Origin of the sequence: Aquimarina mycalae, assembly GCF_029906345.1 — a bacterium.
In the GTDB taxonomy this organism is placed as follows: Bacteria; Bacteroidota; Bacteroidia; order Flavobacteriales; family Flavobacteriaceae; genus Aquimarina.
This window is the reverse complement of record NZ_JARYGY010000001.1, coordinates 557,044-574,065: the sequence shown is the minus strand read 5'-3', so window position 1 is coordinate 574,065 and position 17,022 is coordinate 557,044. Positions and strand designations below refer to the sequence as shown.

The window sequence follows — 17,022 nt, the reverse complement described above, 5'->3', positions numbered from 1 at the left end:
ATGATTCAAGAGGAAATTACAGAACAAGTAAAAGAAGTGATCCAGGAGGATATTTGGGGAACCATCAAAAAATTTCTGGATTTTGAAATCTTTCATTTTGGATCTGATGAACATCCTATTGTATTGGATGTAGGTTTACTACTATTTGTAATTGTTATTTTTATATTCACTTCGATCTTTCTGCGATTTGTAAAAAAAGTCGTAACCCGAAAATTGAAAAATGAAGATAAGCTAAAGTTTCAGTCTGTATTTTCTTTCTCCAAATATTTCATCTATATCATTGTTATTCTGATAGCATTAGATAGTATAGGTTTTAATATTACAGCTGTATTTGCAGCTTCTGCAGCATTATTGGTAGGTGTTGGACTGGCACTTCAAACCTTAATACAAGATATCATTTCTGGAGTTTTTATTTTTGTTGATCAAACTGTGCATGTAGGTGATGTTATAGAGTTAGATGGAAAAATAGGAAGAGTAGAAGAAATTAAACTAAGAACCACACGTGCTGTAACTATAGATAATAAGGTATTGATTATTCCTAATCATAAATATCTAACCTCTACATTGTATAATTGGACTCAAAATGGATCGATTACCAGAGAATCTATAGAAATAGGTGTTGCTTATGGTAGTGATATCAAATTAGTTCAGGAATTACTTACCAAAATCGCTTTGGATAATGATAAAATTTTAAAAACTCCTGAACCGTTGGTGTTGTTTACTGATTTTGGCGATAGTGCATTGCAATTTAAATTAGTTTTTACAATGAATGATAGTTTTCAGGCATCAATCCCCAAAAGTGAAATAAGATTTGAGATTGATCGTTTGTTTAGAGAAAATAATATTAGTATTCCATTCCCTCAGCGAGAAATTACTATCTTAAAGCCAAAAGAATAATATATTAAAAGCCCCTTGATTTAAGTGATGAAACAAAAAAGCCTATTTCTATTTTGCATTTTTATATTCTGTAGTATAGCTACAATAAAATCTCAGGATACAAATCTAGCGAGAATAGAGTATGCATATATTCCACAATCAAAAAGCGATAATGTATATAGCCGTTTTAGGGTTTTAGGGAATTACCCGATTAAAATCAATGAGAAGGGAACCTATCTTGTGATGACTTTTCAATATAGATTGAATAGTTTACAACTCAAGGATGATATGATTTTTGAGAATAAGAAGGGTTTAGAAGAATTTCATACTATTGGATTCGAGTTAGGGTATACTTTTAAGATGAAAAATAACTGGAGATTTGGTGCAAAATTAGGAATACGAGTCTCATCTAATTTAGAAGCTTCAGGAATAGAAGGAGATGATTTTAGATACACTGGATCCTTATATTTTGTAAAAAGCTATGGAGAGAAAACATCTCCGAAAAGTGCCCGTTTAATATTAGGGTTAAGATATACAACTCCGGCAAGTATTAATTTTCCTTTACCAATTATTAATTATTCTAAGAAATTTCACCCGAAATGGTCATATGCTTTAGGGACACCCAAAACAAGTATTAAACATTTTTTCAATGAAAAAAATACGCTACAAGCCTTTATAGGATTAGATCGATTTTATGGAAACATACAGAATAATAGAATGTTTATTGATGAAAATGGAGAGACCAAAGTTGCAGAAAATGCATCAATGTTGATTATTAATAGTGCATTAGGATACGAATACTATTTTACGGAACACTTATTGTTCTATACATACGGAGGATATACCTTAAGCAATGAAATAAGGCTGCGAGATAAGAATCAAGAGAATGTTTTGGTTATCAATGATAGGAATACGTTCTATCTGCGTGGCGGAATTAAACTAAAATTATAATGGCAAAAATATTAGTTATTGAAGACGAAGCAGCAATCAGAAGAGTGCTGGTTAAAATATTATCAGAAGAAAGTGATAAATACGAAGTTTTTGAAGCAGAAGACGGATTAGTAGGTATCGAAAAAATCAAAAATGAAGATTATGATTTGGTATTATGCGATATCAAAATGCCTAAGATGGATGGAGTTGAGGTACTAGAGGCTGTAAAAAAAATAAAACCAGAAATCCCTATGGTTATGATATCCGGACATGGAGATTTAGATACCGCAGTGAATACTATGAGATTAGGTGCTTTTGACTATATTTCTAAGCCACCAGATTTAAATCGATTACTAAATACAGTGCGAAATGCATTGGATAGAAAAGAACTGGTCGTAGAGAATAAAATGCTCAAGAAAAAAGTCTCTAAAAATTATGAGATGATCGGAGAATCTACAGCCATTTCTGATATTAAAAATATTATAGAAAAGGTAGCGGCTACTGATGCCAGAGTACTTATTACAGGACCAAATGGTACAGGTAAAGAGTTAGTGGCACATTGGATACATCAAAAAAGTGATCGGTCTAAAGGAGCAATGATTGAAGTGAACTGTGCAGCGATTTCTGGTGAGTTGATAGAAAGCGAACTTTTTGGTCATGTAAAAGGAGCTTTTACTTCTGCCAACAAAGATCGTGCAGGTAAATTTGAAGCGGCAAATGGAGGTACTATATTTCTTGATGAAATCGGGGATATGAGTCTTTCTGCACAGGCGAAAGTACTTAGAGCTTTACAAGAGAATAAAATACAACGTGTAGGTAGTGATAAAGATATAAAGGTAAATGTTCGTGTAGTGGCCGCAACGAATAAAGATCTAAAAAAGGAAATTGCTGAAAATAGATTTAGAGAAGATTTATATCATAGATTAGCAGTAATCCTAGTGAAAGTGCCAGCATTGAATGACCGTAGAGAGGATATCCCTCTGTTAGTAGATTATTTTTCGAAAAAAATTGCAAGCGAACAAGGATCTCCTGCAAAAGCATTTTCTGATAAAGCAATAAAACAGCTACAACAATACGATTGGACAGGTAACATAAGAGAATTACGTAATGTAGTAGAGCGTCTAATTATTCTAGGAGGTAAAGAAGTAAGCGAGGAGGATGTTAAACTTTTTGCGGCTAAGTAAGAAGAATTCTTATATTGCGACCTATCTCTAATATATGTTCACCCCAAAATGAAGAGAATTCTATTTGTTTTTTTAATGTCATGTGTCTTGTTTACCGCAAAAGCTCAATACGAACCTAGTGCTATAAATTATGGTTTGGTAGTTTCAAAAGGTTTTGGTTTAGCGAATGAGGTAGGAGTAGGCGTAAGATTAGAGTATGCTACAAATTGTTATACTACGTTTTTAGGAGAATATAATAGATCTGTTGTTATCGGAGGAGAAGAAAATGAAGAAGGTTATAATGAATTGGGATTAGGTGTAAATTTAATTCTGTTTAATTGGTATCCAACAACAATTACTGCTGGGATAGGATATGTAGGAAACGATTCTTCTTTTTTTGAAAACATAGAAGATGATGCTTTTCTAGCCTTTAGAACAGGGAATTTTAATCACGGAGCACAGATCAAATTGAGAGCTTTACATCAAATTTCCGTTCCTGTACATATCTTTGCAGAACTTAATGTTAAAAGTCTAGGTAGAAGATATGATACTTTTCTTATTGGATTTAGCTATGACTTTGATGCAAGATAATTTTATTTTTATTTGATGATGAAAAAAATACTGGCAATCACCATTTTTCTTGTCTCTTTGAACATGTTTTCGCAAAACTATGAAAGAGGTAGTGTAGATTTTGGGCTAGGAGCGGTCATTAGTGTGGGCCTACAGGAAGAAGCTGGATTCGACATTAGATTTCAGTATACATCTTCTTCTCAAAAGACTACCTATCTAGGAGAATATAATCGGTTTTTTGTGAAGGAATTCGAAAATACAGAAGTATATAATGAATTTGGACTTTCCTATAACATACGATTAATTCATTGGGAAACCCTTAGTATAACTGGTGGTGTAGGATATGTAATAAACGATTATGAAGTGCTAAGTAGAGCCGAAGATACTTCTGATTTTTTCTTTTCTACAGGAGATATTAATCACGCAGGTTTCTTAAAATTTAGAGGATTGTATAATATTACTACACCGATACATATTTTTGTAGAGTTGAACCTCAAAAGTTTTGGCAAACGTTATGATACTGTCATATTTGGATTAACCTATTCTTTAGGTATTTAATCTTCCTTAACATTTTAGTTTTCTTAGCAATCTAAAACTTTAGTATCTTACCAGAGATAATACCAATCACATTATGAATAAAATTAATCCCGAAGATTTCAGAGTTTCTGAATCAATAGAATTGTCAAAAGTTGCAACCACTTATGACCTTGACGCTAGTGAAAAGAAAATTGAAAAAGAGCTAGAAGAAGTAAGAGAGAAGCTAGGTAAGTTTCAGGATACCATATACGCACATGATAAGTATGCCATATTGATTTGTTTGCAAGGAATGGACACTGCAGGAAAAGATAGCTTGATTCGTGAAGTATTTAAAGACTTTAATACAAGAGGAATTGTGGTTCATAGTTTTAAAGTACCGACAGAGTTAGAGCTTGGACATGATTATTTATGGAGGCATTATATAGCTTTGCCACAGCGAGGTAGATTTTCTGTCTTTAATAGAACACATTACGAAAATGTATTAGTCACAAGAGTACATCCCGAATACATTATGAGTGAAAATCTCCCTGATGTTAATTCAGTTGAAGATGTTAATGAAGCATTTTGGGAAAAACGTTTTGAACAAATAAGAAATTTTGAAAAACATATAGCAGAAAATGGAACGTTGATTTATAAATTTTATCTTCATTTGTCTAAAGAAGAACAAAAAAATAGACTTTTAAGAAGATTAGAAAAGAAAGAAAAAAACTGGAAATTCTCTAAAGGAGATCTCAAAGAACGAAAACTTTGGGATGAATATCAAAGTTGCTATCAAGAAGCTATTAATAAAACATCGTTGCCACATGCGCCTTGGTATGTAATTCCAGCAGATGATAAACCTACAGCAAGGTATATCGTAGCTAAAACATTATATGATACACTAACAAAGTTTGAAGATATTAAAGAACCAGAATTAGACAAAGAAACGCAGTCCAATTTGGAATTATATAAACAACAATTAGAAAACGAATAAAAGTATCTTATCGATACATCAAATAATATTTTATAAAAATACCTCCGTGAAAAATATAATCCTTACCATCTTTATAGCTTTTTCTATAAACGCTTTTGCTCAAACTAACAATACTCAAGAAGATTCTATTGCTATAAGAAAATTATATAACGCTTCTTTGTTAGAAGGAAAGAGTTATGCTTGGTTGGATCATTTATCCAATCAAATAGGAGCCAGATTATCAGGTTCTTTAAATGCACAAAAGGCGGTTGAATGGACAAAACAAGAGTTAGAAGATCTTGGATTGGATAAAGTGTGGTTGCAATCGGTAATGGTGCCTAAATGGACTCGAGGTGTAACAGAATTTGCATATATACAAACAGAACCTGGTAAAACTACTAATGTGCCAATATGTGCGCTTGGCGGTTCGGTACCTACCCCGATAGGTGGAGTTAAAGCTGAGATTGTAGAGGTAAAAGGATTTGAAGATCTTCGTAAACTTGGTACGGATAAAATAAAAGGCAAAATTGTATTTTATAATCGTCCAATGCAAGCAGACCTGATTAATACTTTTGAAGCTTATGGAGGATGTGTGGATCAGCGATATTCGGGAGCAGCTGAAGCAGCGAAATTTGGAGCAGTTGGAGTGATAGTACGCTCTATGAATTTGAGATTAGATGATTTTCCTCATACAGGAACTATGAGCTATGGTAATTTATCAAATATGGATAAGATTCCAGCCGCAGCTATTAGTACCAATGGTGCAGAGTTATTGCACTCCATGTTAACACTTAATCCAAAAATTAAGTTTTTGATGAATATGAACTGCCGTAGCTGGAAAGATGTAGAATCGTTTAACGTAATTGGCGAAATTACAGGGAGTGAATTTCCAAACGAATATATGATAGTTGGTGGACATCTTGATTCCTGGGATTTGGGAGATGGTTCTCATGATGATGGTGCTGGAGTAGTACAATCAATGGAAGTACTTAGGTTATTTAAAGAAACTGGATATAAACCAAAACGATCTATTCGCGTGGTTTTATTTATGAATGAAGAAAACGGATTGCGCGGAGGAAAAAAATATGCAGAAGTAGCAAAAAATAAAAGAGAAAATCATGTGTTTGCTTTAGAAAGTGATGCAGGAGGTTTTACACCTAGAGGATTTTCTTTTGACTGTGATAATGAGAATTTTTCGCAAGTACAAAAATGGAAACCGCTTTTTGAACCTTATCTTATTCATTACTTTTCTAAAGGAGGAAGTGGTGCTGATATTGGTCCACTAAAGAAAGATGGAATCGTTCTAGCTGGTTTACGCCCAGATTCACAGCGTTATTTTGATTATCATCATGCTAAGAATGATACTTTTGATGCAATTAATAAGCGCGAATTAGAGCTTGGAGCTGCTACCATGAGTGCACTAGTATATCTCTTTGATAAGTACGGAGTACGATAATTATTATTGTACAACTACACACGCTTCAAACTCTAAATGACCAAATTCATTGTTATGGACAACTATGTATGTCAAACATCTCAAAAAGTGTTAGTAACAATTAAATAAAAGAAAGAATTATTTCTCTTTTTATCAAATTCGGTTATTCATAATAATTCCTTTTCAAAGAAGCCTTTTGTCTAATATTGCTTGAAGAAAACAAAAACAATGTAAGTTGTTTCTTGTTTAAAATTTTAACTATTTTATGAAAATTTTCGTAAGAATTATTTGTAATAAATGATTTTTTGTTAAAAAACTGTAAGGTTTTACCATTGTGTAAGTTTTCTTTTGTTATAAAAAAGGAAATTTTGGAATTAAATTTCAACTGTTTTTTCTTAGTATCTTCTTAACAAAAGAATAATTCTGATATAAATATAGGTTAAGAATGATCATTTCGGATATTCTTTTAAAAGCACTGAAATAGGTATGCTAGAAGACTTATCTATAGAACAATCCCTGTCTATAAAATTATTGTTAAGATGTAGTAAAGGTATTTAACCTTACATTTTTACGCGGTAGTTGTTATAACTTTATTCATAGTTCAGATGGGCAGTACTATTGTAAATCAATAATTTACTAAACAAGTTTACCAATAGACGGTATCGATGAACGAAATAAATGTAAACATGAACTATCGTCATATCAAACATTCTTCACTTTATGTTTGATGTGGTTTTAGATGAAAAACACAAACTCAAAACTATATTAATTATGAAGAACCTTATAAAAACGAGTACAGTAGTACCTAAGTATTTGTTTTATCAAAAATGGGCTATACACATAGGATAGGACCATATTCTTAGAATTTTAATCTTCTAATTAACCTTTATATCTAGTTAAAATAAATCTATGATAGGTAGGTTAGCTTTTAATTTAAAATTGGTTAACCAATTTTAAATCGAATACTAAAGAATTCAAAACGAATTCTAATTCATTGGGATCGCATAATAATTAGGGACTTTACTCTGGAACGCATAGAACTATTTTCATCCAGTTATTGACCATTTCATTAAATAATCAAATAAAAACACGAATCTAAAAACTATACTAACAATGAGAAATTTTATTAAAATAAGTATGATGTTAATGTTGTACTTATTCTGTGTTAAATCAACAGCACAGTTTAATTATGGAGAAGCTTTGCAAAAGTCATTGCTTTTCTATGAAACACAACAATCGGGAAAATTACCTGATTGGAATAGAATAAGTTGGCGATCCGATTCTGGAGTAAATGACGGTGCTGATGTGGGACTAGATCTTACAGGAGGATGGAATGATGCAGGAGATCATGTTAAATTTGGTTTCCCAATGGCTTTTTCTGTAACCGCCCTTAACTGGGGGTTTTTGGAATATAAAGAAGGTTATGATACAGCCAATCAAACCGAACATTTTAAAAGAAACATAAAATGGGTAACAGATTATTTTATTAAATGTCACCCATCACCTAATGTTTTTTATGCACAAGTGGCAGATAGTAAATCTCAAGATCATAATTTTTGGATGCCTGCAGAGATGGTTGATGTACATCCAATGTATGGACAACGTAAGTCATATGCGTTAACCACTAGTAATCCAGGAACAGATGTCGCTTGCGAAACCGCCGCAGCACTAGCTTCTGCAAGTATTATCTTTAAAGACAGTGATCCAACTTATAGTGCAACATTATTAAGTCACGCTATAGAATTATACGAATTCGGTGATAATCACAGAGGACTGTACACATCAGAAGGTAATATACCAGCAGTAGGAACCTACACATCAGGAAATTATCAAGATGAGTTAACTTGGGGCGCACTTTGGTTATACAAAGCTACAGGAGATCAAAAGTATTTAGATAAGGCCGAAGCAGAATATGCGCAACCAGATTTTTTATGGAGTCTTGTTTGGGAAGATAAATCTTATGGAAACATGGTTTTGTTATCTATAATAACAGGAAAAGAAACATATAAAGCAGATGCTGAACGTCACTTGGATTGGTGGCAGCAAGGAAACGGTGGTGTGAATTATTCGCCAGGAGGTCAGGCACATTTAACACAATGGGGATCTTTACGTCATGCGATGAATGCTTCTTTAACAGCTCTTATTTATAGTGATAATGTGAATACCCCTAAGAGTAATCAGTATCGTAATTTTGCTATCAATCAGGTAAACTATGCATTAGGAGATAACCCTAATAATAGAAGTTTAGTTACTGGATTTGGAGTAAATCCACCAACAAAACCACATCATAGAGGACAGCATTCCAGTTGGAGCAGAAGTAGTGCAAATCCTGTAGAATCAAGACATACGATGTGGGGAGCTTTAATGGGAGGACCAGCCAAACCCGATGATTTCTTTGAGGAAGATAGAGATGATTTTCAGGCTAATGAAGTCGCGACAGATTACAATGCTTGTTACCAAGGAGTACTGGCAAGAATGGTGATGGAATTTGGAGGGTCATCATTACCTAATTTTCCACAACCAGAAACTCCTGGATTAGAATTTGCTAATGAAGTTAAATTAAATAATGATCAATCTCGATTTACCGAGGTAGCCATTTGGTTAAATAACCGTTCTGGATGGCCAGCAAGAGTTCCTAACACACTTAAAGCTCGTTATTTTATTGATATTTCTGAAGGTATTGCTGCTGGATTTAATGCTGGTGATTATGAACTTACCGCTAGAGGAGCAGGAAATACTACCACAACAGGTCTACAAGAATGGGATGCTGGTAGTAATATCTTTTATGCAGAGATAGAGGTAGACCAAGATAAGATGCCTTTTCCAGGAGGACAAGGAGAGTATAGAAGTGAAATCCAGTTAAGAATTTCATTACCTACTACTGCACCAGAGACAGCTTGGGATGCATCAAATGATTTTTCTTATCAGGGATTGACAAGTGGCCTTCAAATTTCGGATAATGTTCCTATTTATGCTGATGGTATACTGGTAGGAGGAAAAGAACCTAATGGAGGAGAAGTACCTACAGCCTCATTTACAGCAACTCCAGAATCTGGAACTGCACCTTTAGAAGTGTCTTTTGATGCGTCGGGGTCTTCAGATCCTAATGGAGATACAATAACTTACAGTTGGGATTTTGGTAATGGACAAACATCATCTGTTGTAGACCCATTAATTACATATACATCTATCGGATCATATTTAGTAACGCTTACTGTAAGTGATGGAGCAAATACTTCTTCTGAGTTTACAAGAACTATTACTGTGCTCGATGGTAATATAGCGCCAATTGCTGAGTTTTCTGCAAATCCAACTACAGGAGTAGCTCCAGTTACCGTAAGTTTCGATGCATCGGGATCATCTGATGAGAATGGAGATTCATTAACTTATATTTGGGATTTTGGCGATGGAGAAACTGGATCTGGAATTTCTGTCAATCATGAATATACTACAATAGGAGAATTTGAAGCAAAACTTACAGTAAGTGATGGTAGTAAAGAAGATAGTAAAACAACATCTATTATAGTCACAGATGGAAGTCCTGTCGCTTCTTTTACAATGAGTGCAGATTCTGGAATAATACCATTAGACGTTGTTTTTGATGCATCAGGATCTTCTGATCCTGCAGGAGGAAATCTTACTTATAGTTGGGATTTAGGCAATGGAGATACTGCATCTACAGTAACAACTTCTACAACATATACAGAAGTAGGACAGGTCACAGTTAGACTTACGGTTACAAATGCTGCTGGTGATACTGACTCAGAAACAAAAACAATTAGTCTGACAGATGGCAGTGTAAGTTGTACTTTTAATACACCAATTTCGAATCCATTACCAACGATAAATTCTGAATTCCAAAACATATTTGTGTTGGGAGATGGTGGCCCTAACTTTGATAATGTAACTAAGTTTAATATAAACTGGGATTTGGCAAATAACGGCCTATATCAGTTTTCGATGAATACCAATAATGGTACTCCAAATTGGTGGAATGATTTCTTACCTAAAGTGACTCAAAATTTTAATGCGTCTCAACCAGAAATAACAATTACTGACTCAGGATTTGCAGGATTTGATGGTACGTACTATGCTACAATTGATGAAGGCAATTTTGTGTTAGTTTCTAAAGTAGGCGGATTTACTATTTATTTTAGTACAACAGCAACTGCACCTGATTGCGATAGCACTACGAATCCAACAGCTCCAGATGGCGGTACTATAGTTGGTGGACCTTTTATATTTACCGTTGGAGATGGTATAGCAGATAATGTTTCAGGGATTACCTTATCAGGAAATGAGGGTACAAACTTTCAATGGGTAGTAACTGATGATCAAAATAACATTTTAGGTTTACCTGCTAACATTGAAGCGGTTGATTTTGATGGAGCAGGAGAAGGAACTTGTTTGATCTGGCACTTAAGCTATGAAGATGGTTTACAAGGATTAGTCACTAATAATAATGTTTCGGATTTGATTGGAGATTTTGATTTTTCAAACTCAATTTCTGTAATAAGAAATGTAGTCAATCCAGTTGGTCCAGATGGCGGTACTATAGTTGGAGGGCCTTTTACATTTACCGTTGGGGATGGCATAGCAGATAATGTTTCAGGAATCACCTTATCAGGAAATGAAGGGGCGAACTTTCAATGGGTAGTGACTGACGATCAAAATAATATTTTAGGTTTACCAGCGAATATTGAGGCGGTTGATTTTGATGGAGCAGGAGAAGGAACTTGTTTGATTTGGCATTTGAGCTATGAAGATGGTTTACAAGGGTTAATTGCTAATAATAATGTTTCAGATTTGATTGGGGATTTTGATTTTTCTAATTCAATCTCTGTTGTTAGAAACCCTGTAACAGATGGAAATGATTGTAGTTTTGATACACCGATATCTTCAGCATTGCCTTCTATCAATAATAGATATGAGAATATATATGTTCTTGGCTCTGGAGGTCCAGATCCGAGTAACATTCGAGAATTTTCTATCAACTGGGATTTGGCAAATAACGGATTGTATCAATTTGCTATAAATACTAATAATGGTACACCTGATTGGTATATAGATCTTAGAGGAAATCTAACGCATAATTTTAATACTTCACAACCTGAAGCAGTATTGTCAGGAACTCAAGTTTCTGGTTTAGATGGAGCGTATTGGGTGAATGTGGATGGAGATAATTTTGTAATGGTTTCTAAAAATGGTGGATATACGCTTTATTTTAGTACTACTTCAACTCAGCCTAATTGTGATAATACTGGTGGAGGAAATACTAATCCTGTAGCTGATATTTCTGCAACACCAATTTCTGGAGAAGCTCCATTATTAGTGACATTTGATGCTTCTGCCTCTACTGATGAGGACGGAGATGCATTAAGTTATAGCTGGGATTTTGGAGATGGAAATACTGGTGATGGTGTTACTACTGAAAACACCTTTGTATCAAAAGGTACATATTCGGCTACGTTAACAGTTACAGATGGAAATAATGGAATAGACCAGGCAGTAGTAACTATAACAGTTACAGATGGAGATATTATAATCAATCCTCCTACAGGTGATAATGCCTATATAGATCGTTTTATAGAAATGAGAAATGAGTTCTATGATCCAGCGAATGGATATTTTAGTGCAGATGGATCTCCACATCACTCTATAGAAACATTAATCGTAGAAGCTCCAGATCATGGTCACGAATCAACCAGTGAATTATATTCATACTGGTTATGGCTAGAAGTTATGAATGGTAGAATAACCAAAGATTGGGCTCCTCTTAATAACGTTTGGAATAAAATAGAAGAGTTTATTATTCCAACAACAGCAGACCAACCAACAAATGCGGCATATAATGCTTCTTCTCCCGCAGCATATGCAAGTGAATTTCCATTACCAAGTGATTATCCAGCACCTCTTAGTTTTAGTGCTCCTGTTGGATCTGATCCAGTTTCTCCTGATTTGACAGCTACCTATGGTGCAGATATTTATCAAATGCATTGGTTATTGGATAATGATAATTTTTATGGATATGGAAACAGAGGAGATGGCGTAAGTACACCATCTTACATTAATACTTTTCAAAGAGGTGAACAAGAGTCTGTATATGAAACAGTGCCTCATCCATCCTGGGAAAGTTTTGAGTGGGGCGGATCCGATGGATACCTACCATTATTTATTGAGGATCAAAATTATGCCAAGCAGTGGAGATATACAAGTGCTCCAGATGCTGATGCCCGAGCAGTGCAAGCAATGTACTGGGCACAAGTGTATGCAAAAGAACAGGGCGCGAGTTTAGGAAATCTAGATTTAGATAAAGCATCAAAAATGGGAGATTTCTTACGATTATCGATGTTTGATAAATATTTTAAGCCTATGGGAGTGCAAAGTGCTACTAGTGGAGCAGGATCTGGATATGACAGTGCACATTATTTGATGTCGTGGTATATGTCCTGGGGAGGATCAGCGGATCCTGCTTCACAATGGGCTTTTAGAATTAGTTCTAGCCATTGTCATTTTGGATATCAAAACCCTGTAGCGGCATATGCCTTAACTCAGGTAGATGAATTGAAACCACAATCTCAAAATGGAGAAAGAGATTGGAATGAAAGTCTAAAAAGACAAATGGAGTTCTATACCTGGTTACAATCTAAAGAAGGAGCGATTGCAGGTGGCGCAACCAATAGCTGGAATGGAGATTATAGCTCATATCCTGCAGGTAAATCTACATTTTATGATATGGCTTTTGATACAAATCCAGTATATCATGATCCAGGAAGTGGAACTTGGTTTGGATGGCAAGCATGGTCAATGGAGAGAGTAGCAGAGTACTATTATATTACTAATGACCCAATGGCAAAAAGTTTAATGGATAAGTGGGTTACTTGGGTTAAAAGTGAGGTGAAACTAATCGGAGATGATGATTTTGAAATACCAGCAACACTGGAATGGACAGGAGAACCAGATACTTGGGATTCTAATAATCCAGGAAACAATACCAACCTTAGTGTTGTGGTTACCGATTATGGAAAAGACCTTGGTGTAGCAGCATCTATGGCAAAAGCTCTTATTTATTATGCAGCCGCTACGCAGAAACATGCGGTATTTGACACCGATTCTCGTGATTTAGCGAAAGAAGTGCTAGATAGAATGTGGAATAAGTATAGAGATGATAAAGGAGTATCTTCTCCAGAAGATAGAGGAGATTTTAAAAGAATCTTTGAAGAAGAGGTATATATTCCAAATGGTTTTATTGGAACCATGCCTAATGGTGATGAGATCAAACCAGGTGTTACATTCCTTGATATTAGATCAGGATACAAGAACGATCCTGAATTTGAAAGATTAGAAACAGCTTATAATGCAGGGCAAGATTTTACGCAACGCTATCATAGAAGCTGGGCTCAGATCGAAGTGGCATTGGCAAACGCAGAGTATGGATTCTTTTTTGGAGATGAAGAACCAAGTAATAAGGTTCCTGTAAATCAATTTAAAGTAAGCACTACGCCTAATCCTGCCACAGACTACATCAATATCTCTACTAATTTTGAAATGAAAAATACCAGAATTAGAATAATAGATATTGCTGGAAATGTGATTAGAAAAGAACCTATGCTAAATAAGCAAAAATCTACTAGACTTTCTGTAGAAGAATTACCTTCTGGTCTATATATCTTAGAAATTTTCGATATAACTACTGGAGAAAAATTTAGAAATAAAATTATTAAAAATTAAGATTTAAAAGGAGAGAGGTTGTAAAAACCTCTCTTTTTTTTATAGCCCTCTTCTAGTTTAATATATAGGAATTAAAATACATTGTTATTCTTATAATTTATATAAGAATACCTATGGATTTGGGTAGCCTTTTTATGTAAACTAATTCGATTAAATAGATTATAACAGCTCGTAATAGTGAAAAAAATATATACATGAAACGATTCGTAAATTATTTAGTACTACTGCTATTGTTATGCAATAGTGCATCAGGAATTTTGGCACAACAGCAAAATTTTTTGACAGCTTCAGGAAATAAATTGTATGATAGTACAGGGAAAGAGGTACGACTTACAGGAGTGAATTGGTTTGGTTTTGAAACTTCTCTATATAGTCCTCATGGTATTTGGAGTAGAGATATGAAAAGTGTGTTACAACAAATTAAAGATTTAGGTTTTAATACGATCAGAGTGCCTTGGTGTAATGAAATGCTCAATCCAGGAGCAAGTGTTAATATTAATTCATATGGAACCGATCCTTACACTGGCATTTCTCCCATGAATGAGGAAGAAACAACAGTAAGTACACCAATAGAGTTATTAGATATTTTTGTTCGATGGTGTCAAGAAAATGATATAAAAATTGTTTTGGATAATCATTCTCGTGCAGCTGATGGGTTTTTAAATGAAGCCTATTGGTATACTCCTGAGTATTCAGAAGAACGATGGATTAATGATTGGATTTTTATGGCAGAACGTTATAAAGATTTTTCAGCTGTTGTGGCAATGGATTTAAATAATGAACCTCATGGATCTTCTTGGGGGAATAGTAATCCAGCTACAGATTGGAATAAAGCGGCAGAACGATGCGGTAATGCGGTACTGGCAGTAAATCCTAATGTCTTGATTATGGTAGAAGGTGTTGGTGAGTTTGAGGGAGATTCTTATTGGTGGGGAGGACAACTTAAAGGAGCAGAAAAGTATCCAGTACAGTTGTCAAAACCAGAAAAATTAGTGTATTCAGCACATGAATACGGGCCAGAAGTATCTCAACAAGATTGGTTTACAGTATCTAATTTTCCTCAGAATATGCCAGGTTTATGGCAGGAACATTTTCATTACTTATATGAGAATAATACTTCACCACTTTTTATTGGAGAATTTGGAATTAAAGATCAAGATGCGTTTAATGGAATAGCATATACTTGGTTTACAGAATGGATGGATTTTATGGGTGGGATCTATTCATGGACTTTCTGGACCATGAATCCTAATTCTGGAGATACAGGAGGTATTTTACAGGATGATTGGACCAGTGTTAATCAATGGAAACTGGATGTTCTTAACCCACATTTTGCGCCATTAATTCCTAATGTAGTCGGAGGAACAGGTAATCTGCCTCCAATAGCAAGTTTTACTGCTAATGTAACTACAGGAGATGCACCTTTAACAGTTGAGTTTGATGCTTCGAATTCTTCAGATCCAAATGGGGATACATTGACGTTTGATTGGGATTTTGATGATGGAAGTGTTGCAACGGGAATTGGAGTATCGCACCTGTTTACTGTGCCAGGAACATATCAAGTAAGTGTAACTGTCAATGATGGATCACTAAGTGATATAGAAATACTAACAATTATAGTTAATGATCCGGATACCAATACTCCATCGGTGATCGCAAACATAACATCCGACGTTACAGGAGGAGAGGCTCCAGTAACAATTAATTTTGATGCTTCGGGTTCTACTATATCAGATGGAAGTGCATTAACATATAACTGGGATTTTGGAGATGGTACAACAAGTACAGGGATTACAGCATCTCACGAATATACTAGTAAAGGAAACTATACAGTTACCTTAATAGCATCCAACGGAGATGGAATTTCGGATACAGATACGGTAACAATTGTAATAACAGAATCTAATAATGGAAATGATTGTAGTTTTGGAGCACCTCTATCTAATCCATTACCTTCAATAGCTAATGTTGCTTATACTAAGATATATGTCCTAGGTTCTGGAGGCCCTGATTTAAGTAATGTGACAAATTTTACCATTAATTGGGATTTACAAAATAACGGGTTGTGGCAGTTCTCTATGAATACTAACGATGGAATTCCTAGTTGGTGGAATGATCTGAAAAATAATGTGACTAGTCAGAATTTTAACGCTATACAACCAGACATTACCCTTGCTGGAACTGGATTTCCTAATCTAGATGGGGCTTATTACGCCGCTATGGATGGAAACAATTTTGTATTAGTGTCTAAGAGTAAGATTTTTACGATTTATTTTAGCAATAGTGATACAACTCCAAGTTGTGCAAATTTACTAAAGGATCCTGTTGTAGATCATAACTTTCGATTAGAAACATATCCAAACCCAATAGATGATGTTTTGTCAATAAAACTAACAGATTCAATGAATGGGGCAAGAATTAATATTGTAGATATTACAGGAAGGATAGTAAAAACTATTAAGGTGCAATCAAAAGTAAATACAATCGATGTAAGCACTATAGAACTCAAATCTGGTTTATACTTTATTAAACTTAATCATAATAAAGAATCCAGAACCAAACGAATTATCAAACGATAAATATTGAATATAGAGGGAGCTATGATTTTTAAAGATTAGCTCCACTCTTTTTCTTATTATAACCGCTCGAAATAAGCTTTGTTTTTCTGTTAAAAAAGAGTTAAAAAACAATGTAAGATAGTAGGATGATCTTCCTCTAAACTTTATAAAGCAGTAAAGAAAATCATCAATAGCGAATTGATTTTAAATCGAATTCTAGCCATGTTTAAACGAATTCTGCTGCTTAAGTATCACATAATAGTTTTCTTA

The 17,022-nt window shown here is 34.5% G+C and carries 9 protein-coding genes; all 9 read left to right on the top strand.

Features of this window, described 5'->3' with window-relative positions; translation table 11 throughout:
• Nucleotides 1–897, top strand: a complete 897-nt coding sequence (locus QBK95_RS02435; protein WP_280930189.1) for a mechanosensitive ion channel family protein — start codon at nucleotides 1–3, stop codon at nucleotides 895–897.
• A gap of 27 nt (nucleotides 898–924) precedes the next feature.
• Nucleotides 925–1,827 carry a DUF6268 family outer membrane beta-barrel protein gene (locus QBK95_RS02430; RefSeq protein WP_280930187.1) on the top strand — a complete coding sequence of 301 codons (903 nt, stop codon included), beginning with the start codon at nucleotides 925–927 and terminating at the stop codon, nucleotides 1,825–1,827.
• On the top strand, nucleotides 1,827–2,990 hold the full coding sequence (locus tag QBK95_RS02425) for a sigma-54-dependent transcriptional regulator (RefSeq protein WP_280930185.1): 1,164 nt from the start codon (nucleotides 1,827–1,829) through the stop codon (nucleotides 2,988–2,990). Before QBK95_RS02430 ends, QBK95_RS02425 begins: the two co-directional genes overlap by 1 nt.
• Before the next feature lie 48 nt (nucleotides 2,991–3,038).
• A complete protein-coding gene (locus QBK95_RS02420; RefSeq protein WP_280930183.1) occupies nucleotides 3,039–3,560 on the top strand; it encodes a hypothetical protein in 522 nt (173 codons plus the stop codon).
• Nucleotides 3,561–3,575: 15 nt separating this feature from the next.
• Nucleotides 3,576–4,097 carry a hypothetical protein gene (locus QBK95_RS02415; RefSeq protein ID WP_280930181.1) on the top strand — a complete coding sequence of 174 codons (522 nt, stop codon included), beginning with the start codon at nucleotides 3,576–3,578 and terminating at the stop codon, nucleotides 4,095–4,097.
• A 73-nt stretch (nucleotides 4,098–4,170) separates the two neighbouring features.
• Complete coding sequence (locus QBK95_RS02410) at nucleotides 4,171–5,049, top strand: PPK2 family polyphosphate kinase (RefSeq protein WP_280930179.1); 879 nt, start codon at nucleotides 4,171–4,173, stop codon at nucleotides 5,047–5,049.
• A 46-nt stretch (nucleotides 5,050–5,095) separates the two neighbouring features.
• Complete coding sequence (locus tag QBK95_RS02405; RefSeq protein WP_280930177.1) at nucleotides 5,096–6,484, top strand: M20/M25/M40 family metallo-hydrolase; 1,389 nt, start codon at nucleotides 5,096–5,098, stop codon at nucleotides 6,482–6,484.
• Between the two features lie 1,092 nt (nucleotides 6,485–7,576).
• A complete protein-coding gene (locus QBK95_RS02400; RefSeq protein ID WP_280930175.1) occupies nucleotides 7,577–14,194 on the top strand; it encodes a glycoside hydrolase family 48 protein in 6,618 nt (2,205 codons plus the stop codon).
• Nucleotides 14,195–14,388: 194 nt separating this feature from the next.
• Nucleotides 14,389–16,773 (top strand): cellulase family glycosylhydrolase, encoded by a 2,385-nt coding sequence (locus tag QBK95_RS02395; RefSeq protein ID WP_280930173.1) that lies wholly within the window; start codon nucleotides 14,389–14,391, stop codon nucleotides 16,771–16,773.
• Nucleotides 16,774–17,022 lie beyond the last annotated feature (249 nt).